Source organism: Bacteroidota bacterium (genome assembly GCA_017303905.1).
GTDB lineage: Bacteria > Bacteroidota > Bacteroidia > B-17B0 > Aurantibacillaceae > JAHEYG01.
In genome coordinates this window covers 55,094-78,418 of the sequence record JAFLBH010000001.1, presented here as the reverse complement: position 1 = coordinate 78,418, position 23,325 = coordinate 55,094, and the positions used below count along the sequence as shown (strand labels likewise).

Sequence of the window (23,325 nt, the reverse complement as noted above, 5' to 3'; positions counted from 1 at the left end):
AACCAATGAACTTTATTAGCTATAACTTTACCGTAACCAATCGTTTTATCCGTTACGCAAAAATCGACACACAATCCGATCCATTATCAAAAACTTGTCCTAGTACGGAGAAGCAAAAAAACTTAAGCCGCTTATTGGTGGAAGAATTAAAAGCCATCGGCATTAGTGATGCGGAATTGGATGAACATGGTTATGTGTATGCTACCATTCCTTCCAACACAAGTAAAAATGTGCCGGTTATTTGTTTTTGTTCGCACGTGGATACTTCACCGGATTGCAGCGGTACAAATGTTAATCCGGTGATCCATAAAAATTATCAGGGAACGGATATTGTTTTACCGAATGATAAATCGCAAGTCATAAAATTCAGTGAGCATGTGGCTTTAGCCGGACAAATCGGTAACGATATTATCACAACTGATGGTACAACTTTGCTGGGCGCGGATAATAAGGCGGGCGTAGCAGAAATTATGGATGCTGCTCATTATTTAATGACGCATCCTGAAGTAAAGCATGGTAAAATTCGGATTTTATTTACACCGGATGAAGAAATCGGAAGAGGAACCGACAAGGCCGATATGAAAAAGTTAGGCGCAGAGTTTGGTTATACCATGGATGGAGAAACCATTGGTCACATCGAAAATGAAACGTTTAGCGCGGATGCGGTAACGATTGTTGTAAAAGGTTTTCCTACACATCCGGGTTTCGCGAAAGATAAAATGCAGCATGCAATTAAAATCGCGGCCGAAATCGTGAATCAAATTCCTAAAAACAAAACGCCGGAAACCACGGAGAAAAAAGAGCCATTCATTCATCCGACTTCTATTAACGGCGGATTGGAGCAAGTGGAGATTAAATTCATCATTCGTGCATTTGATACACCAACCTTAAAAGCTTTAGAAGAAGAATTAAAACAGATCACTGCGAAAGTAATTTCTAATTACAATAAATGCTCGTTTGATTTTATTGTTACTGAGCAGTACCGTAACATGGGTGAAGTATTAGCGAAGTGTCCGCATGTTGTAGATTACGCTATGGAAGCTATAAAACGAACAGGCATTACTCCGGTTTTATCCAGTATACGCGGCGGTACCGATGGCTCCCGTTTTTCATTCATGGGAATGCCTTGTCCGAATATTTACGCAGGCGAGCATGCTTTTCACAGCAAACAGGAGTGGGTGAGTGTTCAGGATATGCAAAAGGCCGTAGAAACCATTGTTCATTTGGTGAATATTTGGGAAGAGAAATCATAAATGTCTGCGGAAATCTGCGTGATCAGCGGGAATTCTCTCCCAAAAATTGTTTCCCGCAGATTTCACGGATGAGCGCGGATGTTAAATTATAATCCCATAATTCAAAAAATCAATTCTGATTTATTTTCTGAAAAGAAAGTAGATGTGTCTGTTTTGCGACTGGATTTAATTCATCCTCAAATCAGCGGTAATAAATGGTTTAAACTTAAGTATAATTTAGAGGAAGCAAAGCGATTAGGTCAAGACACCATTCTTACCTTCGGCGGAGCATTCAGTAATCATATTCATGCTACAGCTGTTGCCAGCAAGCAAGCCGGATTCAAAAGCATTGGTGTCATTAGAAGCGAGCCAAGCTCAATTAGTAATTATACCTTAAGTGATGCAGCTGCCAATGGCATGCAGTTGTTCTTTGTGTCGCGTGAAGATTACAATAAAAAGCAGGATCTCGGATTTATAAAATCATTAAGTGAAAGATTCGGCAATTTCTATTTGGTGCCTGAGGGAGGTGATAATGAATTGGGAGCAAAGGGTTGCGAAGAAATTTTACCAATGCAAAACAACTTCGATATCATCCTATGCGCTTGTGGTACCGGAACAACATTGAAAGGCATTTCAAGTTCATTAAAACCTTCACAAAAAATAATTGGTATCAGTGTGTTGAAGGGAGTGGGCGATTTAAATACAAACGCTAATGTAAATGCGGAGTATCATTTTAGTGGCTATGCTAAACATACCAATGAATTATTGGAGTTCAAGGAAAGTTTCGAAGCACAAACACAAATCCCATTAGATTATGTTTATACCTCAAAATTATTTTACGGAGCAACAGATCTCATAAGATCAGGAAGCATTGAAGGAAGAATTTTGATTGTGCACAGCGGCGGTTTACAAGGTAATAGGGGGTATGAAGACCGTTATGCTCTAAATCCTAAGCGGAATGTGAATGAGCCCCAAGGGTAAGATTGTTTCGGATTAATTCCACCACCAAAAGGAGAAGCTACAATTCTGACAAAGCCAAATCCAAGAGCTAGGGTGCTTGCCATTTTTCCATTACGACTGGCAATTAAAATACCGTTTTGCATCTGAACCGAATAAGCAGTAATGTTTTCCATGGTAACATCCGTACCGTATCTAAAACGGGGACCAATAAAAAATTTAGTGTGTGATTTAGATTCGAAATAATAATTAAGATCTAAGCCCGTAATAAAATTAACATTACGTCTCACAGTACTGGCAGAAGTGTTAGCAGAAGTATCTGAACTAAATCCGAGAAACATCACACGTCTGTCGTAGCTCATACTCACCGGAAGTGTAATGCCGATTTGTTTGTCAAAAAATAATCGTTCGTAGGTAAGTGTTAACCTTCCAAATACAACATCCGGGATTTGAATACCAATAATGTTGTCTTTAAACTCTTTTTCTTTCTCGCGGATCTGTGCTTTTCTGTCAAGAGGTTTATTACTAGAACTCGATGGCGCGGCAACCGATGTGTTTGTTGTTGTTCCGAAAATATAAACATTGCCGCTGCTAAATTCAGCCATTAAGATTTCATTCTTAGAAACTGTAATCATGTTACCGGCTGAGGTACTGTCTTTATAAGTGACGGTGCTCGGATTGATGGAAACAATTTTGCAATTAAGTTTTTTACCGTTCTTGAAAACAACTTTATCTTGCCCTTTAACAAAAGTGCCAACGCAAAATAAAATGAGTATGTAGTATAGAGTCTTCATGAATTAAAAACGGTAACCAAAGCAAAGTCCTAAATACATTTTGGGTAATCCTGTTTGTGCAAGTTCTGTTTTCATTAAATCGGCATCACCGCTAAACGGACCAATACCCACAAATGCTTTGTAAGTAAAGGTAGGTGTAATGCGTACCTGAAATCCATTTACAATCATAGTAGCCAGTTGGTAGCCCTGTGCTTTTTGAATTTCAATTTTTTCAAAAATAAAACCGCCAATTTCTTCCTGCACTGTTATCTCGCGGTCAAACGAATAATTCATGTACTTCACTAAAACGCCAACAAAGTATTGTGATTTTTTTCTTACGGAAGGATAGAAGTTTAAACCTAAACCTATATCGTAATTTTTCTTGGTATTAGCTAAATCCATTAAATATAAATTTGGCCAAGTAGTTCGTGTATTAAAATTATAGGAACCTAAAACCATTACGCCTAAGTGATTTTGCAATAAATCCCGCTCGTACATTAATGTTATATCGGCATTTGTGAGTGCAAGTCCGTTTATCATGAAGGAATTTTTGTTCATGTAATAAACGTCTGAGGGTTTCGCTAATTTTGTTTCTTTGCTCTCGCCGGCGGAAGGAGTAGTAGATTTTGGACTAACCGGAGCGGGATTTTTATTAATCACATCAACGTTTCCATTTTTGTATTCAATAAATAAAACATCCGTTTTAGCTATCACATAAGTTGGACCTTCCGGATTATTAATGTTTTTATATTTTATGGATGTTTCAGTGATTTCCTTCACTAGAGCTTCAAACTTGCTGCCGCTGTTCAGGTAAATTAAGTCTTGAGCCTTAATGCCAAGGTTTAAGATTAACAAGAGCCCAAATAATATTTGTTTCAATTTTAGCACTGTTTAAAGTTAACTATAATAAGACGATAAAAAAAGCCGTTATGTTACAAACGGCTTTAGTTAGACTTTAGTATATGGGAAAGGTTTAATTAGACTTATAAACTAAAATGTTAAAAACGTAGGGGTTAATCTTTTTGATTTGCTCGTTACGTTTAACATTTTTTAGCGCATTCTTTTTAGTTGGAACACTTAATTCGCCTTCATTAAAAGCGTTAATGGTATTAATGATTTCTTTCGATTTAACCGCGAAACCGGTAGCCTCGGCAGAAGTAATCTTACCTCTTACCAAACCTACAACAGCGCCTTGTTCGTCTAATAATGGCCCGCCACTATTACCCGGGTTTACAGGAATAGAAATCTGATACATGGTTGTGTCACCTTTAAATCCGCTTAGGGAACTTAAAGAACCTTCGCCATACACCACATCTTCGCGAGGGTAGCCCAATGTGTAAACTTTCTCTCCTAAATCTAAAGTGCGGTTACTGAAAATAAATGGAACCGACCATCCCTTTGATAATTCCTCGTTTTCTATTTTTAAAACGGCGATATCTATAGATGGATCGCTAAATACAAGTTTAGTTAAAGTGCGTGTAGTGGTTCCGTTTTCAACGAAAATGGAATCAGCACCTTTAATCATGTGTAAGCTGGTTACTAAGTAACCTTTGTTGTTGATGGCAAAACCGGTTCCTTCAAAATTAGCCGGTGCGTATTTTGGTTTTTCAGCCGCTTTCACCATTACTTCCACGATGTTATCCTGCGTATATTTTAATTCGCTTACCTCGCGACGTAAATCGGTGATTTCATTACTTTGTTTCGTTAATAAATAGCCACCGGTACTTAAAAGCGCAAGGGTAGATAAAACAGCAACTAAACCAACACCTGCCGCCATCGCCACATTTTTACCCAACTTGTGATAAAACTTCTCTTGTTTAAATGGAAGAATTTTTGGTTCGTTGCCAAATGTTTTCGCGTGAATGGATTTAAGAACATTTCTTAATTCATTTCTCTTTTCATGTTTTGCTAACGTGTCAACAAAAATTTTATGTTCATTAAATGCATTAGCAAAAACGGCATCATTGTTTAAGCGATTCTCGAAATCAGCTTTATCGGCAGTATTTAAATCTCCGCGTAAATAATCGTCAAATAAATCAGTATTCTTCATTTTCTATCTTTCTTCTCTTAATTACTTATCAAAAAAACTTTTCTTCAATCGTTGCAGGCATTTATACTTTTGAGTTTTGGCATTATCAGAATTGGTATAACCAAACTTCTCTGATATTTCATCCATGCTTAAACGATTCACATAAAAATCTTTAATTATCGTTTTACATGGTTCGCCTAAGTCCTCCAAACTTTTTGCCATTTTCAGCAGGTCAGCTTCCTTTTGTTCATGGTCGGCAATTTCTTCCCCTACATCTACACTTTCATCTTCGTCTTCATCAAGCCTCACTAAATGCCCGTTGTTTCGAAGCTGCTTTAACCATAAACGTTTGGCGATCGAATAAATGTAAGTTTGTAACTGACAATTTAATTCAAACCCCGGCTTTTGTACGTTTTCAAATAAAACAATAATTGTTTCCTGATAAACGTCTTGAGCCGCTTCGCTGCCTCCGCTGTTATTTACAACAATTTTAAGAACGATGTTATAGTACTTTTTATATAGGGCCTTTAAGGCAGCTTCATTTCCGGTTCTTAAACCATCAATAAATTCCAAATCGGTGTACGCTGCTTTTTTGCCCGACATAAATCTGTCTGTTAATTAATTCGTAATTGCGCCAAAGGTAACCCAAATTAATGGCAGAAAGCACTTATTTTATTTTTTGGAGCTTTGGTGAAACAGGTAACCTTTAAAAAGAATCAAATTTTATATATTGAAAATCAATAAGTTACAAAAAATATCCGTTTTTTTCTATTTAAACGGGTTACCAAAATCCTGTTTTGGTATAAATAGTCAAATTACAAACATTAAAACTCAAAAAATCATGAAAAAAGTATTTTCAATTATCGCTGTAGCTGCTGTAGCTACATTAGTTGCTTGTGGTCCATCTGCAGAAGAAAAAGCTAAAGCTGAAGAAGCTGCAAAAGCTACTGCTGATTCTATCGCTAAAGCTTTAGAAGCAAGCTTAAACACTGCAGTTGAAGAAGCTGCTGCTACTGTTGATTCAGCTGCTGCTGCTACTACTGAAGCTGCTGCTACTGAAGCTCCAAAAGAAGAAGCTCACCACTAAGAATTTGTGTTTAGTTAGTTAGCTGAAAGGCCCTGTCGGATTCCGATAGGGCCTTTCTACTTTATAGCATTGGTATATCCCGCATTTTTATTAATTTTAAAGCTCCAATTATTTGATTATGAAAAAGACTTTTAGCATTGCCCTCCTTGTTGCTGTAATTTTTATTTCCTGTGGTCCTGCCGCTGAAGACAGAAAACAAATGGATCGTTTAGCAAAGCGCATGTCTGATTCATTAGCTCATCTTATCGATAGCAGTCTTAACGAGCCGCTCAAATATGTTAATTTACAACAGGCTCCTCCTCAAGCTGTACCTGTTGATTCGGCTAAGGCGCAAACAAAATAGTTTTTTATTGGTTTTATAGAGGGTATTTAGTAATAAGTACCTAACTTTATATTCTTAAATTTTTATCATGAGCATTACGGTTGATAAGGTTTTGGATGCATTACGTTATGTGGATGATCCGGATCTCAAAAAAGATTTAGTGACGCTGGGAATGGTGAAGGATGTTGCTGTAAGCGGAAAAGATATTTCGTTTACCGTAGTTCTTACCACACCGGCTTGTCCGATGAAGGACATGATTCACAATGCCTGTATGAATGCAATTTTACATTACGTAGATAAAGAAGCGAATGTGAAAATTAACATGACTGCACAGGTAACTACCAAAAAAGGAAAAGATGAAACAACCTTGCGTGATGTAAAAAACATTATTGCTGTTGCTTCCGGTAAAGGTGGGGTAGGGAAGTCGACCGTTGCAGCCAATTTAGCATTGGGTTTAGCAAAACAAGGCGCAAAAGTTGGATTGGTAGACGCAGATATTTATGGTCCTTCACAACCAATTATGTTTGGCGTGGCGAATGACATGCCGGGTTCAGCTCAGTTTGAAGGTCAGTCAAAAATGAAACCGGTTGAAGCCTATGGCGTAAAATTAAATTCAGTTGGTTTTATGGCAGGACCCAATCAAGCGATCGCCTTACGCGGACCAATGGCCTCTAAGGCTTTGTCGCAATTGTTTTACGATACCGCTTGGGGCGAATTAGATTATTTAATCGTGGATTTACCTCCGGGTACCGGCGATATTCAAATTACTTTATGCAGTCAGGTTCCATTAACCGGAGCTGTTGTGGTTTGTACACCGCAAGAAGTTGCCATTGCCGATGCGCGAAAAGGAATTGCCTTATTTAATTTACCGGCCATCAATGTTCCTGTATTGGGATTAATTGAAAACATGGCTTGGTTTACTCCGGAAGAATTGCCGAGCAATAAGTATTATATTTTTGGAAAAGACGGTGTGAAAAAATTAGCGGAAGAATTAAACATTCCTCTCTTAGCACAAATTCCATTGGTACAAAGCATACGCGAAGCTTCAGATGATGGTAAACCAAGTGTATTAAACACAAATGCCAATTCATCGCTTACCATGATAGAAATGGCACAAAATGTAGCGCAGCAGGTTGCTATTAAAAATGCACAGCAACAACCTGTAGAAGCCAATTAAACTTTAATTAATATCTTTGAATTAGCATGCACGCCTTACAACATAAAGTAGAAGAAGCTCTCAACACCATCCGTCCGTATTTAGAAGCCGACGGAGGAAATGTAGAGATCGTAGAAATCACCGATGATAATATTGTGCGAGTAGAATTAAAAGGCGCTTGCAAAACTTGTAACATGAGTCATATGACGATGAGAGCCGGTATCGAGGAAACAATAAAGAAATCGGTGCCCGAAATAAAAGGAATTGAATCTGTTACTGTGTAATGAATTGAAAATCTATTTATGAAATTAATCGATAAACTTTCACAAAGTAAAAAAACACTTTTTTCAATTGAAATTTTACCGCCATTAAAAGGTAAAAGCATTCAAAGTATTTACGACGGCATTGATCCTTTAATGGAATTCAAACCGGCATTTGTTGATGTAACTTATCACCGCGAAGAATATATTTACAAAAAGCGTGAAGGCGGTTATTTGGAAAAAGTAAGTATTCGTAAACGTCCCGGCACTGTTGGTATTTGCGCGGCTATTATGAATAAATACGATGTTGAAGCAGTACCACATATTATTTGCGGAGGTTTTACCCGCGAGGAAACAGAAAACGCTTTAATTGATTTACAGTTCTTAGGCATTGATAATGTTTTGGCTTTACGCGGCGACAGTATTAAAACCGAACCTAATTTTGTACCTGAACCGGGCGGACATCATTACGCACTTGATTTGGTTAAGCAAATTAAAGACATGAATGAGGGGAAATACCTCGACGAAGAAATGAAAGATGCGGCTCCAACCAATTTTTGTATCGGAGTAGCCGGTTATCCCGAAAAACATTTTGAAGCGGCTAACATGGGTAGCGATTTAAAATGGTTAAAAGCGAAGGTTGATTCGGGCGCAGAATACATTGTAACGCAAATGTTCTTCGATAATCAAAAATATTTTGAGTTTGTGGATTTATGTCGCAAGAATAATATTAATGTTCCTATCATTCCCGGATTAAAAATCCTGACTTCAAAAGCTCAGATTAAAGCTCTTCCTAAAATCTTTAAAATCGATATTCCATTCGAGTTTTACGAGATTTTAGAGAAATGCAAAGACGACGCTGCAGTTAAACAAGCCGGCATTGAGTGGTGTATTGCGCAATGCAAAGAGTTGGTAAAGGCTAATGCTCCGTGCTTGCATTTTTATACTATGGGAACCAGCGAAACGACCCGTAAAGTTGCCAAGGAAATATTTTAGACTTCCGTTACAAACATCCGTCTGTTGATTATTAAAATTGAGGAGCCTTATCCGAAGCCCCTCCATTGGTAAATTCGTATAAAAATTTACCGTGTCAGATACTCTTGCCAAACGCCGTGTTAAAACGTCTTCCATTACCGTAGTGGTAAGCTTAGCGCTTGTTTTATTCATGCTGGGCTTATTGGGATTAGTGGTGTTAAACGCCCGCAAACTTTCAAAACACATTAAGGAAAATATCGGATTTCAGGTTATTTTAAAGGATACCACTACTGCCGCGCAAATCGACGCATTGCAACAGGAAATTACCGCGGCACCATTCGCGAAGAGTATAAATCACATCACTAAGGAGCAAGCTGCAGAAAAATTAAAGGAAGATTTGGGTGAAGATTTTATTTCATTTTTAGGGTACAATCCTTTACTATCTACTTTAGATGTAAAACTAAATGAAGATTATGCGCATTCCGATTCTTTAATTGGAATTGAGAAGGGATTACTTCAGAAAGCCTATGTGAAGGAAGTCGTTTACCATAAAGACATGATTAAGCAGGTGAATGAAAATGCGAAGGTGGTGAGTTTGTATATTTTAATTTTCAGCGGCTTATTAATGATAGTTGCAATTGCTTTAATCAACAACACCATTCGTCTCTCAATTTATTCACAGCGCTTTTTAATTCGTACCATGTATTTGGTGGGTGCTACGCGTGTTTTCATTAGCAAACCATTTATATTTAAAGGTATTCGTCAGGGTGTAATTGCCGGTATATTAGCCGGTGCATTGTTGGCTGGATTTTTAGTGGTAAGTACTAATTACATTCCTGATTTATTACAATTGCAAGATGAAAACATGCTGGCTGTTTTATTTGGCGGCATCATTTTACTTGGCATTTTTATCTCTGGAGTAAGCGCGATGTTCTCGGTTATGCGCTACCTTCGTTTGAAAACAAGCGATTTATATTTTTAAGATTTCCCTCTTGCTGTAAACCAATTATTGCGAAGTTCTTCGCGGTTGTAAAGCATGGGTTTTTGAGTGGAAAGATCAATTAACTCACAATTTGCATTTTCTAATATGGCTTGTCCTGCCGCGGTATCCCACTCCATGGTTGGACCAAAACGCGGATATTCATTAGCAATTCCCTCAGCCACCCAACACATTTTAATACTGCTTCCGGTGTTTACAATATTTACTTCGCCGTGTTGTTGTTTTTTTTCTTCAATGTAAGCATAGGTTTCGCTGCTAAGATGCGAGCGGCTTGCTACAATGGTATAAACTTCCGGATAATTCGTGTGGGGTAATTTAGAAGCAGTACTAATTAAATTTTCAAAAGGAATTTTTGATAAACCCTTTTCAATGGCAATAAAATCGTGACGGTTAATTTTAAACGAACCCAAACCTTTTGCTGCGAAATATAAATCTTTAAATACCGGCGAAAAAATTACACCAATTACGGGTTTGTTATTTTCAATTAATGCGATGTTTACTGTAAATTCTCCGTTACGCTTTACAAATTCTTTAGTGCCGTCCAATGGATCCACTATCCATAATTGCTTAAGTGATTTACGTTTTTCAAAAGAAAAATGTTCACCTTCTTCCGATAGTACAGGAATGTTGGTTTCGTGCAGTAACTCAATAATTTTATCACTGGCGCGTTGGTCGGCTTGCGTTAGCGGCGTATCATCTTCTTTATATTGTACATTAAAAGCGGTATCGTACACCTCCAGTATTTCATTACCGGCTTCTACGGCTGCTAAAATGGCCTTGTGAAGTAAAATATGTAATTCTAAGCTGATGGCGATTCTTTAGTAGTGTTTATTAGCTTAGTTGAGCGCCACATCATAAACAATCCAATAATTACAAATGGAATGCTTAATAATTGTCCCATGTTTAAAGTCATGGCATTCTCAAATGCTTCCTGATTTTCTTTAAAGAACTCGTCAATAAAACGCTCTGTAAATAACAGAACACACATTAATCCGAACATAAACCCCGGACCAAATTGATGACGTTTGTTTTTCCATAAGTAGTACATCACAAAAAACAATATCAAACAAAATATACTTTCGTATAATTGAGCGGGGTGTCGTGGTAATTTGTCTACACTTTCAAACACAAAAGCCCATGGAACGTCAGTAGGTTTACCGATAATTTCCGAATTCATTAAGTTGCCAAAACGAATTAATGCAGCAGCCAGTGGCGCTACCACTACAATTTTATCAAATACCCAAAGCCAGCTCTCTTTGGTCTTTCTGCAATAAAGCCACATGCCTGCTAAAATCCCAATGGCACCACCGTGACTCGCTAATCCTCCCTCATAAACTTTTAAAATATCTAATGGATGCGATAAATAATGAGCCGGATCATAGAATAAGCAGTGTCCTAAGCGAGCACCGGCTACAGTGCCGATAATAATATACAGAGTTAAAATATCAAGATCTTTTTCAGTACGACCTTCAGTTCTGTAAATACGATTCATGATAAAATGACTTCCAATGAATGAAAGTGCCCACATTAAACCGTACCATCTTACCGGCCAGTCAATACCCGGAATGGTGAAAATTTCGGGACTTGGATTCCAATGAATAAAATTCTGAAACATGTCCCGAAGATACTAAAAAGCTAATTGCATTAAGATTCAATTTTTGTCTTTCGTCTTACCCAAATCCATTTTAACATCAATTGTGAGATTGTTTAATTTCTCAGGAATCCCCTCAGAAAAAGCATCTTTCCAGTCAAGAACATTGTCTTTTTTACTATCACTCAAATAAATGAATGTAAAGAGTCTATCGTCGAATTGCTTAAAGGCATAGGTTTTCTCCTTTTCCTTTTGGTTTTTGTATTCATTGCCCTCCGGCGATTTTAAAATTACCTTATCAGGACTAAACATGCCTATTTTTTCGCCAAGGTATTTTACCTTGTAGCGAATCATGATTTCTTTCCCGTCGCGATCCCATCCGTCTAAAATCAGCGCGAAACTACCAATACGTATTTCCTTTGCCGGCGGTAACGGCATTGCCGGACTACTTATGATTTCGGTATTATTGCAAATGTATAGGCCATTAATTTTTAAAGTTGTTGAGCTACACTTCATGTTGTACCCTTTCACATCAATCACTTTTGCCTCCTGATCGCGAGGCGCAACCACCATCCATTTATCGTTAGAGGGTATATCACCTTGAGGGCTACTAAAAACACATTCGTTGGGCTTAATCACAAGAGCTTTATCAGTGTAATTGGTAACTTTTAATTTTCCTTTAATGAAAGTTTTCTCAGCCATACCATCTTGTAAAGCAAACTTCCCTTCCTTCGTTTCAACGGCATTGTCTTCAAAGCAAACAGTTTCGTACTTAATTTTTTCCTGACTAAATACACATAAGCCCGAAAGCATAAAAGCCGATAATAATATTTTTTTCATTGTTAAAATTTCCCTTAAAAGTAATAAGTAATTTCCGATTCCTTTATCCGTATTAAAGGGTATTTTTGCTGTAATGATTAATGCTGCCATATTTGCTTCAGGCGGAGGTACAAACGCCGAGAATATTATTAAATATTTTGCCAACGATACCCGCATAAAGATTAAATTAATTTTTACGAATAATGAAAATGCCGGCGTTGTAGCTCGCGCAGAGAAGTACAAAAAGAATGTACAAATCATCAGTAAAGATTCGCTAAATAATTATGCTGACCAGTTAATAGATTTTTTAAAAACCGAAAAAATTGATTTAATTATTTTAGCTGGTTTTCTTTTAAAAATTCCTGAGGCCTTTGTAAAAGCTTTCCCGAATAAAATTATTAATATCCATCCTTCTTTATTGCCAAAATTCGGAGGGAAAGGCATGTATGGTATGCACGTTCACCAAGCGGTGATTCAGTCAGGCGAAACCGAAAGCGGAATCACCATTCATTTCGTGAATGAAGAGTACGATAAAGGTGAAATTATATTACAGGCAAAATGCCTTGTAGAAAAGAGCGATACCGCTGAAACTTTAGCAGCCAAAATTCACGAATTGGAAATGGAGAATTTTCCTAAAGCAATTGAAAAATTATTGTAGGAAATAATTTAATACGTTAGTTAAATGCAAAAATTATTCGTTATTTTCTTGTTTTTCGGAACTACACTAATGGCACAAATACCTAAAGGATATTGTAAGCCAACCAAAGTGGTAGCCGATCCATCTTCCAAATCAAAACTCACTATAAAGTTTATCAATCCGCAAGGAAAACCCGCCACCAGCAGAGTGGCATTTAAAGTAAATGGTGATAGTTTAGTACAGCCTGAAATTGATAAAACCGGTACTTATGTCATGAAGTTGAACCCCGGCACTTACACGTTTAATTTCTTTGTGAAGTATTGGTATGACGTCGATTCAAAACCAATTACATTGAAACCTAAAACCAACACTTTTATTACCGTTAAATTCGAAGCGGTAGAGATTGGTTCTACACCTGTTAAGTAATGGCTTTTCATTATTAATTTCTGTGCTTTTTTACCTCATAACAGGTTAATAAGTTTTGATTTTTACGGCCATATTACCCTTATATTTAAGGGTGTAAACTATGGCTAAGAAGAAAAAACAAATAAAAAAATATCTATTCGAGCAAGTGTTGGCTTTTTTGCAACACAATTCAGAAAAAACATTTAATTACAAGCAGATTGGAGCCGCCATGGAATTAAACACCGATGGCGAGCGGTTGGAGTTAATCGAAGTATTAGAAGCGTTAAAGCAGCAAGGTTTTGTAAAAGAAACTGAAGTGGGAAAATTTCAAAGTAAATCAACCAAGCAATTTGTTTCAGGTACGATTGATTTTACCCAGCAAGGCACAGCATTTGTTGTCATTGGTGAAGGGCAGGATGATGTTTTTATTCCTTTCAAAAAAACGAAGGACGCGCTTAATGGTGATTTAGTAAAGATAACGGTTGACTCACGCAGGTCGGGTCGGCGAAAGGAAGGTGAAGTAACCGAAGTAATTAAGCGTGCTAAAACTGATTTTGTTGGTACGGTAAAAATCATGCCGAAATTTGCTTTTGTAATTCCTGATAATGGAAAAATTCACGTTGATTTTTTTGTTCGCAAGGAAGATATAATGGATGCTGAAGACGGACAAAAAGTTTTGGTTCGTTTTAAGGAATGGAGAAGCGGCGATCAAAATCCTACAGGAGAAATCGTAAGCGTATTTGGAAATCCGGGCGAGCATAAAACAGAAATGCACGCTATCATGGCAGAGTATGGTTTACCGGAAGAATTTCCGAGTGAGGTGGAAGCTGCTGCTAAAAAATTAGCGACAGAAATAACGGATAAAGAAATTGCGAAGAGAAGAGATTTTAGAAAGATAACCACCATGACAATCGATCCGGTGGATGCAAAGGACTTTGATGATGCATTGTCGATACAGAAATTGGAAAATGGATTGTGGGAGATTGGTGTACACATAGCTGATGTATCACATTACATTAAACCCGGTTCCATTTTGGATAAAGAAGCTATTCAGCGTGCTACGTCGGTGTATCTGGTAGATCGTTGTATTCCTATGTTGCCTGAAGTGCTGAGTAATTTTGCTTGTTCACTCCGACCAAAGGAAGAAAAATATTGTTTCAGCGCGGTGTTTCAAATGGATGATGATGCGCAAATTCACGATCAATGGTTTGGGCGCACTGTTATCTATAGCGACCATCGTTTTGCTTATGAAGAAGTGCAGAAAATCATTGAAACGGAAGAGGGCGAATACAAGGATGAGATTCTTGTTTTAGATAAGTTGGCGAAAAAATTGCGTGCCGATCGTTTGAGAAAAGGTTCGATAGTTTTCGATAAAGCAGAAGTTAAATTTCACCTGGATGAAGAAGGAAATCCTACAGGCGTTTATTTCAAAACACAACAGGACGCGCATAAACTCATTGAAGATTTTATGTTATTGGCTAACCGAAAAGTATCTGAGTATCTCAGCGATATTGGAACAAGCGGACAGCCCTTAACGCAAAATAAATCGAAGAAAAAGAATGATGGTCCGGTAAGTGTTTATCGTGTGCATGATACACCTAACGATGAGAAGATGACGGAGCTCAGTAATTTTGTAGCGCGCTTTGGTTATCAAATGAGTTTGGGTAACAAACAAAAGACAGCACAATCAATCAATAAATTATTGGTGGATGTAAAAAATAAAAAGGAAGCAGGGATGATAGAATTGTTAGCTGTTCGTAGTATGCCAAAAGCAATCTATTCAACGAAAAATGCTGGACATTACGGATTGGGCTTCGATTACTATACACATTTTACATCACCAATCCGTCGTTATCCCGATGTGATGGTGCACCGTTTGTTGGAAGCAAAATTAAATGGTACGCATTATGCGTCGAAGGATGAATTGGAGTTGTTATGTAAGCATTCTTCTGAAATGGAGAAGTTGGCTGCAGAGGCAGAGCGGGCTTCCATTAAATACAAACAAGTAGAATATATGTCGGATAAAATCGGACAAGTATTTGAAGGTGTCATTAGTGGAGTGACAGAGTGGGGAATTTATGTAGAGATTACTGAAAATAAATGTGAGGGGATGATCAAGGCCAGAGAGATGAATGATGATGCTTACATTTTTGATGAGGAAAATTATCGTTACGTTGGTAGACACAAAGGAAAAGTGTACGCGCTGGGGGATAAAGTAATGATTAAGGTAAGGAAAGCTGATTTATTAAAGAAGCAATTGGATTACGCGTTTATCGATGATTCAGATAAGCAACAAATGGATCAGGGTGGTAAAGGTTCTAAAAAGAAAAGAAGACGTTAATGATAGAATGGTTTAAACATATTGACCGCGATTTATTTTTAGCTATTAATGGATTTCATGCGCCATTAGCAGATGAGTTCTTCTGGTTGGTATCGGCTGGTTGGGTTTTTACTCCATTGTGGCTATTCATTGCTTATTATATTTTCAAAATTAAAAGCTTAAAATTTCTTCTTACAGGAATTGTATGCATGATTGTTTTAATCGCTTTTACAGATCAATCCTCTACGCGAATAAAAAAGGCAGTACAACGATACCGTCCGACCCACAATACGGAGATTGGCGGCAAGGTGCATACCGTTAATGATTACAGAGGTGGTAAGTTCGGATTTTTCTCCGGCCATGCAGCAAATACATTTGGTGTCGCTTCGTTTTTGTTTTTTATGTTAGCGTGGTTAAGACCTCGCTATCGTTATCTTTTATTTTTATGGCCGGTGCTGGTAGGGTACAGTCGAATTTATTTGGGCGTACATTATCCGAGTGACATTTTGTTTGGCTTTGCGGATGGATTATTATTTGGGTATTTAGCTTATCAGTTGTTTAGATATATATATAAACGACAAAGTGCAGAGTAGAATCTATCATATCTTATTTATTGTTTTTGTAACCGGAATGATAAAAGCCCAGTTGCCTGAAACGGATTTGTGGCATTTTAAGATCAAAAGCAAAGATGGATTGTTACAATTGACAGAAGGCAAAAACATCACTTCGCGGAAAGGGTACGACAATCAACCTGTTTTTACACCCGACGATAAATCTATTTTATATGTGAGTATTCGCGAAGACAACCAATCAGATGTTTATTCTTATTCTGTTTCAAAAGGCGAAAGTGTTCAGTTGACAAAAACTAAAGTGAGTGAATATTCGCCGCAATTTACACCTGATAATAAATTTATTACTTGCGTAGTAGTAGAAAGTGATTCTGCGCAACGCATCTGGCAATATTATCCCGATGGAAGTTTTATTAAATGTATGACTGAGTCAATTGATTCTATAGGATATTATTCATGGTTAAGTGTAGATACTCTTTTGTATTACAAATTAACCGAGCCTCATTCTCTCCGTATGAATTTAATGACTTCAGGCGGTGATGTATGGATTTGCAATGCGCCATCTCGAGCAATAAAGAAAAGCGGAGGAAATGAATTTATGTATGCGATTAAAGATTCTTCTTCCATTCAATACAGGATTTATAATACGGTGACGCAAAAAAGTTTGGTGTATGCATCGCACAAGAGTTTGAGTGAGGACTTTGTGTTTAACAGCGAATGGGGCTTGGTAAAATCAGAAGGTTCTCAGCTGTTGCGTTACGACCTTACTTCAAAAGCATGGTTAACACTTTTTGATTTTTCATCCTATGGCATAAAAAAAATAACGCGTTTTAGTTTCGATAGTAAGAACAAACAACTTGTAATTGTAGATAATAATTGATGTCTAAGGATAAAACTATAGATGGAATTTTATATTCTTCCGATAAGAAATTATTGCAGTTGAATGTTATTCATGCTTATTTGAGTCAGGAAAGTTATTGGTCGCAAGGAATACCTGAGGAGATTGTGCGAAAGTCGATTGAGGGCAGTTTGTGTTTTGCGGCGTATCATGACAATAAACAGATCGCGTTTGCGCGTGTAGTTACTGATAAAGCAACGTTTGCTTATCTGGCAGATGTGTTCGTAATTGAAGCTTACAGAAAAAAGGGCGTCTCAAAAAATCTTATGCAGTTCATTATGGAGTGTGAAGAAATAAAGGGAATAAGAAAATTTATGCTGGCTACCCGCGACGCACATTCCTTGTACGAAAAATACGGATTTAAAAGCTTAGCTGTTCCTAAGAACGTAATGGAAATAAAATTCTTTGAAGACTATCATTCGAAGTGATTGTATTTGCTGCATATTTTTTAATACTGGTTTTTTTAATTTATAAGAACCAGTTTTTTGGTATTCTTAAAGATGATATCTTAAATAAGCGATTCTATCTTCTTGCTTTTTTTATAAAGATATCCGGACTGTTACTTTTTCACCTCGTATATTCCAAGCTTTACGGTACAGTTTTATATTCTGATACTTATGATTATTACAGAGATTCAAAAGTGATTCATTCCATTGCGCAGTGGGATATTGGTGAATTCTTAAAGGTGATATTCGGTTTGCAGGATGATGGCCCCGGCACAAAGCTCTTTCAGGATTATTTAGGACGAACAACAGTTTGGGACGAAAGTAAAGAGGAATTGTTGTACAACGATAACAGATTGATGTTGCGTTTTCATGCCTTAATTCAATTTATATCGTTTGGAAATTATTATGTACACGCTTTGGTTTGCAGTTTCCTTGGGTTCATTGGGATTAACTGGATATATAAGTCATTTAAACATTTATTTGTCGGTAAAGAGCTTTTACTATTTAGTGTTTGGTTGTTATTCCCGGGATTATGGTTTTGGTCGTCGGCTTTTTTAAAAGAGGGACCTGCATTATTCTGTATGGGGATGTTATCCCTTTCATTTTATCGTGTAATTGGATTGAATCAAATCAATTTTAAGAACGTGCTCATGTTCTGTATGGCAATTGTGCTTTCCTTTCTTTTCAAGCAGTATGTCATGATACCATTGTGTTTGTTTTCACTTCTTTTTTACAGCATTGTTTTCAGAATGAAACCAAAAGTTTCGGCAGGACTTATCTATAGTGTATTAATAGCTTCTACTTTCCTCTTACTTAACTTTTCTTTAAAGAGTATTAAAGGCAAAACTATTATTGAAGTGGTAGCCGAACGTCAGCGGGCTTTTTTGGATATGTCGGAAGGAGGATTGTTCTTACTAGACAGTACAAAATTTGTAAGACTGCCCTATGATACAACTTTAGTAAATACTATAAGCAGAGCTGCTAACGATACAGCCTACGTGACGATAAAACCTGGTGCAAAATTTATGTATTGGGAGCATTCGCATCAAAAGGATACATTAATTTGCGAATCAAATAAAGACACAATATCAGTTTATAAGTTGTTTTATGCGATCAAAAAGGCAAAAGCTACACTGCATGTGCCATTGCAAAACGGAAGCCTGCCGGAATTTTTACGAGCGATACCTTATGCCATTTACATCACCATTGCCAAGCCAATGTTCTACGATGCCAGAAACCTAATGGATATAATGACTTCATTTGAGAACGTGCTCATTTTGGCAACTTTAGTCTTAATGTTGTTGTTTGGTTTTCGTTATAAATTTTCATCACACTGGATTTGGTATTTTTTAAGCATTGTTCTGGTTGTTTTATTGCTTATTGGTATTACCTCTCCTAATCTTGGAGCCATACAGCGTTACCGGGTTTTAGTAATTCCTTTTTTGTTTATGTGCGCGGCGCTTTTATATAGAGGAAATTGGCAGTTATCTGCATCTAAATTCTTTAAAAACGCATCAAATAATTAAAATTAAATTTTATCTTTAAAGCTTAGTTATATGAGCATATTCAGAAAGAAACCACTTAGTCACATTAGCAACATTGAGGCCACTCATGAAGCTATGCACAAAGTATTAAGCGTACGCGATCTTACGTTTTTTGGCATTGCCGCCATTATTGGAGCAGGTAGTTTCAGCAGTATTGGTTCGGCCTGTTTTAGCGGAGGACCGGGTGTGGTATTCCTGTTTATTATTTGTGCGGTTGCATGTGGATTCACTGCGATGTGTTATGCAGAGTTTGCGTCTCGTGTGCCTGCTTCAGGGAGCGCTTATACATATGCATATGTTTCTTTTGGAGAAATGTTTGCGTGGATTATAGGTTGGGCTTTATTAATGGAATATTCTATTGGGAATATTTATGTTGCCTTCTCGTGGAGCGGATACTTTACCAATTTATTGGAAGGCTTTCATGTTCATATTCCTGCATGGTTAACTATTAATTATTCTGAAGCATCTAAGTCGTTTGCAGAAAATGTGGAGGGAGAGGGTATGCAAGCTTGGTTAACTGCACCTCAAATCGGCGGACTGAGAATCATTTTTGATTTACCCGCCGTATTTATCAATATTATTGTTACCTGGTTAGTTTATGTAGGTACGAAAGAATCACGTAATGTGAGTAATGCTATGGTGCTTGTAAAGCTTGCGATTATTGTGTTGGTGATTTTAGTGGGTGTTTTTTACATTGATATTGATAATTGGTCACCATTCATGCCAAATGGATTTGGAGGAGTAATGGGTGGGGTTGCCGCAGTGTTTTTCGCCTACATTGGTTTTGATGCCGTTTCTACTTTAGCGGAAGAAAGTAAAAATCCTCAACGTGACTTGCCGCGTGGCATGATTTATTCACTGGTAATTTGTACAGTTGTGTTTGTAATACTTGCATTAGTGTTAACCGGCATGGTTTCTTATTCCGAACTAAATGTTTCCGATCCATTAGCAGAAGTGTTTTCGAAGAAGGGCGTTAAATGGATGTTGTTTGTTGTTTCAATTGCTGCTGTAGTAGCAATGACCAGTGTTATTTTGGTTTTTCAAATGGGACAACCACGTATTTGGATGAGCATGAGTCGCGATGGATTATTGCCACGTAAATTCGCAAGCATACATCCAAAATATAAAACGCCAGGATTTTCAACTATCATGACGGGATTAGTTGTAGGTATTCCAATTTTCTTTACCGATCCGAAATTTGTTTTGGATTTTACAAGTATCGGAACATTGTTTGCATTTGTTCTTGTTTGTGGTGGTGTGCTAACATTGCCGGTAAGGGAGAAGGAGCAAGGAAAGTTTCATTTACCTTACATCAATGCGAAGTTTATTTTTCCGGTAATTATACTGATCACATTCATTCTTATTTTTTCTTTAAATCCGGATTACATTTCAAGTTTATTTTCAATCTCATCCGACAATGCTGCAAAAAACATTCCGATGTTGGTTTTCCTTTTGTTATGTGTGGTAATGGCAGTCTTGTCATTCATGAGAAATTTATCCCTCATACCTGTGCTTGGTTTGATTTCCTGTTGTTATTTACTTACAGGAATGGAAGCGTCCAATTGGATTTGGTTCAGCGTATGGTTATTAATTGGCTTAGTTGTCTATTTTGCATACGGCTACAGAAAAAGTAAACTTAATGTATAAACAATGATTGCACTCGTTACAGGAGCAACTTCCGGCATAGGTAAATGTACTGCAGAGGAATTTGCGAAACACAATTATAATTTAATTATCACCGGTCGTCGTAATGATCGTTTGCAGGAATTTAAAAAAGAGCTGGAGGAAAAGTATAAAGTAAAAGTATATACTGCTTGTTTTGATATTCGTAAATTAAGTGAAGTAGAAAGCGCCATCTCTAATTTACCGGGTGAATTTAAGGCAATTGATGTGCTCGTAAATAATGCAGGATTAGCTGCAGGATTGGCTCCGATTCAGGATGGCAATGTAGATCATTGGGAGAGAATGATTGACACTAATATCAAAGGCTTGCTATTTGTTACAAAATGCGTAAGCAAATTGATGATAGAGCGAAAAAAGGGACATATCATTAATGTTGGCTCCATTGCAGGTAAAGAAGCTTACGCTAACGGTAATGTGTACTGCGGCACTAAACATGCGGTTGATGCATTAAATAAGGGAATGCGTATAGATTTATTGCCACACAATATTAAAGTATCGGCCGTTAATCCCGGCATGGTTGAAACTGAATTCAGCATTGTAAGATTTGATGGTGATGAATCACGTGCAAAGAAAGTATACGAAGGGTTTGAGCCTTTAAGACCTGAGGATATTGCTGAAACTATCTTCTGGATTTCTAATCGTCCGGCACACGTAAATATTAACGATGTGATTATTATGCCGGCCGCACAAGCTAATTCTACGACAGTGAAACGTAACGCTTAATGCGAATAGTAAAAAATATTCTCTTTTTATTTTTAACCGGATTAACGCTTCATGCTTTTTCTGCGGATCCTTTTTTTCCGGTACGACGCGGTGATTTAAGTAACAAGCGTGTGCGTAATTTCAGGACGCGTATTACCATTGCACCACTCATTAATTTTTATAAAATAAATAAAAATCACGCAACAACACCGTCTCAAAAAATGTCGGGACTTCTTTCTATTAAGGAAGAAGTGAGGCTCAATCAATCGCATAATATGTTCTTGTCGTTGGGAGCGGAGTACATGATACACGGCATGAATTTTAATTCCTATTATTTTCGGCCGGATACCATTCGTTTATACGATGGCGAAATGAATTATGCTTACAGCTTGTATATACACGAATTGGATTTTCCTTTACAGTTGAGAATTTCATTCAACCGTGAAAATAATGCCCAATACTCGCCTTATATGGCAATGGCCTATCATTTACGTGTTTTGTTACAGGGAGATTTGAAAGTAAAGCAAGATGGAAATGTGATTGAGAAGAAGCCGGAGAAAATTACTTTTAAAAATCCTTTATTAAATGAAAAGTATAATCCTTTCGTTAGTCTTACACTTGGCATGCAAAAGAATAATCCCGATAAAAATAAAATGGGATTTTTTGCCGAGCTAAGTTTTCGTTATGGATTTTCTCCCTATTTACTAAAAGATGATTTCACAGCCTCGTCACTTTACATAACGGGCCATCATCTCAATTTAGGTTTGGGAATAAGATTGTAATTAAATCGCGTCGAAATCAACGATTACTTTTTCAGTAAGCGGATGTGCCTGACAAGTTAGAATAAATCCTTCAGCCACTTCGGCATCTGTTAAAGCAAAATTAGCGTCCATTTTTACTTTACCTTCCATCACCTTTGCGCGACAGGTACAACATACAGCTCCTTTACAACTGAATGGCGCATCAACGCCGGCATCGATAGAAGCATCAAGAATGGTAGAGCCTTCAGTTTCTAAATCAAATTCGGTTTCAATACCATATTGTATAACTGTGATTTTGCTTTTTACATTTTCTCCGCCACCTTCGGCTTTATTTACCGCGTCAATCACACTGCTGAAATACTCAATGTGAATTTTTTCTTTCGCTATTTTTAAATTCTCTAAAGCAGATTTAATGTTTTCCATTAAAGGACCCGGACCGCAAATAAAATATTCATCGGCATTTACACCTCCATAATTTTCCAACAACGCTTTTGTACGTTCTGGAGTCATTAATCCTTTTTGAATTTCAGGTAAAGCTAATGAGGTGCTATCGTAAACATTTACTAATTTAAAATTAGCAGAATGCTCAGCTGCAATTTTATCCAACTCGTTTTTAAATATCACGGAGTTTTCATCACGGTTGGCGTAAATTAATGTAACCTGACTTTGTTTCTCAATGTGAAGTACGCTTTTTAGAATACTCATCATCGGAGTTATTCCGCTTCCTCCTGCAAATAACACGTAATTTTTTTTGTTGTTACCTGATAAGATAGAATTGAAATTTCCCATTGGTGTCATCACTTCAATCATATCACCCACTTTTAGATTGCGGTTGATATAAGTTGAACCTTTTCCGCCTTCAACCTCTTTTATGGCTACACGTAATTCTTTTTCGGTATACGGACTAGTACAAATACTATAGGAACGGCGAATTTCTTCACCATTCACTTTTAATTTTAAAGTAATGTATTGTCCTTGTTTGTACTGATAAGCAATTTGAAGAGTAGGAGGTACGTCAAAAGCAACAGAAACTGCATCGGCCGTTTCGCGGCGGATGTCTTTAACCTTAAGAGAATTGAACTTAGCCATTAAAAAATAATAAGGTTCAAAAATACTGTTTTTTAAGCTTTCGGACAATAAAAAAAGCTGATGTAAATCA

General features: G+C 37.2%; 26 protein-coding genes. 18 read left to right on the top strand and 8 right to left on the bottom strand.

Annotation, left to right across the window (positions count from 1 at the left end):
• Positions 1–5 precede the first annotated feature (5 nt).
• Positions 6–1,253, top strand: a complete 1,248-nt coding sequence (pepT, locus tag J0L69_00365; GenBank protein ID MBN8691610.1) for a peptidase T — start codon at positions 6–8, stop codon at positions 1,251–1,253.
• 78 nt (positions 1,254–1,331) lie between these two features.
• The gene (locus J0L69_00360) at positions 1,332–2,213 is read left to right on the top strand and encodes a 1-aminocyclopropane-1-carboxylate deaminase/D-cysteine desulfhydrase (GenBank protein ID MBN8691609.1); all 882 of its coding nucleotides are present in this window, start codon (positions 1,332–1,334) and stop codon (positions 2,211–2,213) included.
• Here J0L69_00360 and J0L69_00355 read toward each other — a convergent pair.
• The 4 genes from J0L69_00355 to J0L69_00340 all read right to left on the bottom strand — a co-directional run bounded on the left by J0L69_00355 (position 2,168) and on the right by J0L69_00340 (position 5,594).
• Positions 2,168–2,983 (bottom strand): hypothetical protein, encoded by an 816-nt coding sequence (locus J0L69_00355; GenBank protein ID MBN8691608.1) that lies wholly within the window; start codon positions 2,981–2,983, stop codon positions 2,168–2,170. The genes J0L69_00360 and J0L69_00355 overlap by 46 nt on opposite strands.
• Positions 2,984–2,986: 3 nt before the next feature.
• Complete coding sequence (locus tag J0L69_00350; GenBank protein ID MBN8691607.1) at positions 2,987–3,841, bottom strand: hypothetical protein; 855 nt, start codon at positions 3,839–3,841, stop codon at positions 2,987–2,989.
• Between the two features lie 94 nt (positions 3,842–3,935).
• Positions 3,936–5,012 (bottom strand): trypsin-like peptidase domain-containing protein, encoded by a 1,077-nt coding sequence (locus J0L69_00345; protein ID MBN8691606.1) that lies wholly within the window; start codon positions 5,010–5,012, stop codon positions 3,936–3,938.
• Between the two features lie 21 nt (positions 5,013–5,033).
• On the bottom strand, positions 5,034–5,594 hold the full coding sequence (locus tag J0L69_00340; protein MBN8691605.1) for a sigma-70 family RNA polymerase sigma factor: 561 nt from the start codon (positions 5,592–5,594) through the stop codon (positions 5,034–5,036).
• 238 nt (positions 5,595–5,832) lie between these two features.
• On the opposite strand from J0L69_00340, the gene J0L69_00335 reads away from it, so the two are divergent.
• The 6 genes from J0L69_00335 to J0L69_00310 all read left to right on the top strand — a co-directional run bounded on the left by J0L69_00335 (position 5,833) and on the right by J0L69_00310 (position 9,773).
• Complete coding sequence (locus tag J0L69_00335) at positions 5,833–6,078, top strand: hypothetical protein (protein ID MBN8691604.1); 246 nt, start codon at positions 5,833–5,835, stop codon at positions 6,076–6,078.
• A gap of 118 nt (positions 6,079–6,196) precedes the next feature.
• Positions 6,197–6,421, top strand: coding sequence for a hypothetical protein (locus J0L69_00330; GenBank protein ID MBN8691603.1), 225 nt, complete (start codon positions 6,197–6,199; stop codon positions 6,419–6,421).
• A gap of 67 nt (positions 6,422–6,488) precedes the next feature.
• Positions 6,489–7,577: an Mrp/NBP35 family ATP-binding protein gene (locus J0L69_00325; protein MBN8691602.1), complete on the top strand. Its 1,089-nt coding sequence runs from the start codon at positions 6,489–6,491 to the stop codon at positions 7,575–7,577.
• 26 nt (positions 7,578–7,603) lie between these two features.
• Positions 7,604–7,840: a NifU family protein gene (locus tag J0L69_00320; protein ID MBN8691601.1), complete on the top strand. Its 237-nt coding sequence runs from the start codon at positions 7,604–7,606 to the stop codon at positions 7,838–7,840.
• Between the two features lie 18 nt (positions 7,841–7,858).
• The gene (gene metF, locus J0L69_00315; GenBank protein MBN8691600.1) at positions 7,859–8,812 is read left to right on the top strand and encodes a methylenetetrahydrofolate reductase [NAD(P)H]; all 954 of its coding nucleotides are present in this window, start codon (positions 7,859–7,861) and stop codon (positions 8,810–8,812) included.
• Positions 8,813–8,981: 169 nt separating this feature from the next.
• Positions 8,982–9,773, top strand: coding sequence for a cell division protein FtsX (locus J0L69_00310; protein ID MBN8691599.1), 792 nt, complete (start codon positions 8,982–8,984; stop codon positions 9,771–9,773).
• Here J0L69_00310 and cysQ read toward each other — a convergent pair.
• From cysQ to J0L69_00295, 3 genes are read right to left on the bottom strand one after another with little or no spacing between them, the layout of a single operon-like run.
• Complete coding sequence (cysQ, locus tag J0L69_00305) at positions 9,770–10,600, bottom strand: 3'(2'),5'-bisphosphate nucleotidase CysQ (GenBank protein MBN8691598.1); 831 nt, start codon at positions 10,598–10,600, stop codon at positions 9,770–9,772. The genes J0L69_00310 and cysQ overlap by 4 nt on opposite strands.
• A complete protein-coding gene (gene lgt / locus J0L69_00300) occupies positions 10,591–11,406 on the bottom strand; it encodes a prolipoprotein diacylglyceryl transferase (protein MBN8691597.1) in 816 nt (271 codons plus the stop codon). Before lgt ends, cysQ begins: the two co-directional genes overlap by 10 nt.
• 36 nt (positions 11,407–11,442) lie before the next feature.
• On the bottom strand, positions 11,443–12,222 hold the full coding sequence (locus tag J0L69_00295; protein ID MBN8691596.1) for a hypothetical protein: 780 nt from the start codon (positions 12,220–12,222) through the stop codon (positions 11,443–11,445).
• 73 nt (positions 12,223–12,295) lie between these two features.
• On the opposite strand from J0L69_00295, the gene purN reads away from it, so the two are divergent.
• From purN to J0L69_00245, 10 genes are all read left to right on the top strand, one after another.
• Positions 12,296–12,859, top strand: a complete 564-nt coding sequence (purN, locus tag J0L69_00290) for a phosphoribosylglycinamide formyltransferase (GenBank protein MBN8691595.1) — start codon at positions 12,296–12,298, stop codon at positions 12,857–12,859.
• A gap of 24 nt (positions 12,860–12,883) precedes the next feature.
• Positions 12,884–13,264: a hypothetical protein gene (locus tag J0L69_00285; GenBank protein ID MBN8691594.1), complete on the top strand. Its 381-nt coding sequence runs from the start codon at positions 12,884–12,886 to the stop codon at positions 13,262–13,264.
• Positions 13,265–13,364: 100 nt separating this feature from the next.
• Complete coding sequence (gene rnr / locus J0L69_00280) at positions 13,365–15,584, top strand: ribonuclease R (protein ID MBN8691593.1); 2,220 nt, start codon at positions 13,365–13,367, stop codon at positions 15,582–15,584.
• A complete protein-coding gene (locus J0L69_00275; protein MBN8691592.1) occupies positions 15,584–16,156 on the top strand; it encodes a phosphatase PAP2 family protein in 573 nt (190 codons plus the stop codon). The genes rnr and J0L69_00275 overlap by 1 nt, the downstream gene beginning before the upstream one ends.
• Positions 16,146–17,012 (top strand): PD40 domain-containing protein, encoded by an 867-nt coding sequence (locus J0L69_00270; GenBank protein MBN8691591.1) that lies wholly within the window; start codon positions 16,146–16,148, stop codon positions 17,010–17,012. Before J0L69_00275 ends, J0L69_00270 begins: the two co-directional genes overlap by 11 nt.
• Positions 17,012–17,458, top strand: a complete 447-nt coding sequence (locus tag J0L69_00265; protein ID MBN8691590.1) for a GNAT family N-acetyltransferase — start codon at positions 17,012–17,014, stop codon at positions 17,456–17,458. The genes J0L69_00270 and J0L69_00265 overlap by 1 nt, the downstream gene beginning before the upstream one ends.
• A gap of 212 nt (positions 17,459–17,670) precedes the next feature.
• Positions 17,671–19,002 (top strand): hypothetical protein, encoded by a 1,332-nt coding sequence (locus J0L69_00260; GenBank protein ID MBN8691589.1) that lies wholly within the window; start codon positions 17,671–17,673, stop codon positions 19,000–19,002.
• A gap of 30 nt (positions 19,003–19,032) precedes the next feature.
• On the top strand, positions 19,033–20,667 hold the full coding sequence (locus tag J0L69_00255) for an amino acid permease (protein ID MBN8691588.1): 1,635 nt from the start codon (positions 19,033–19,035) through the stop codon (positions 20,665–20,667).
• A gap of 3 nt (positions 20,668–20,670) precedes the next feature.
• Complete coding sequence (locus J0L69_00250; protein ID MBN8691587.1) at positions 20,671–21,426, top strand: SDR family oxidoreductase; 756 nt, start codon at positions 20,671–20,673, stop codon at positions 21,424–21,426.
• Positions 21,426–22,187, top strand: coding sequence for an outer membrane beta-barrel protein (locus J0L69_00245; protein ID MBN8691586.1), 762 nt, complete (start codon positions 21,426–21,428; stop codon positions 22,185–22,187). Before J0L69_00250 ends, J0L69_00245 begins: the two co-directional genes overlap by 1 nt.
• Here J0L69_00245 and J0L69_00240 read toward each other — a convergent pair whose 3' ends face one another.
• Positions 22,188–23,255 carry a 2Fe-2S iron-sulfur cluster binding domain-containing protein gene (locus J0L69_00240; GenBank protein ID MBN8691585.1) on the bottom strand — a complete coding sequence of 356 codons (1,068 nt, stop codon included), beginning with the start codon at positions 23,253–23,255 and terminating at the stop codon, positions 22,188–22,190. It abuts the gene before it with no gap.
• Positions 23,256–23,325 lie beyond the last annotated feature (70 nt).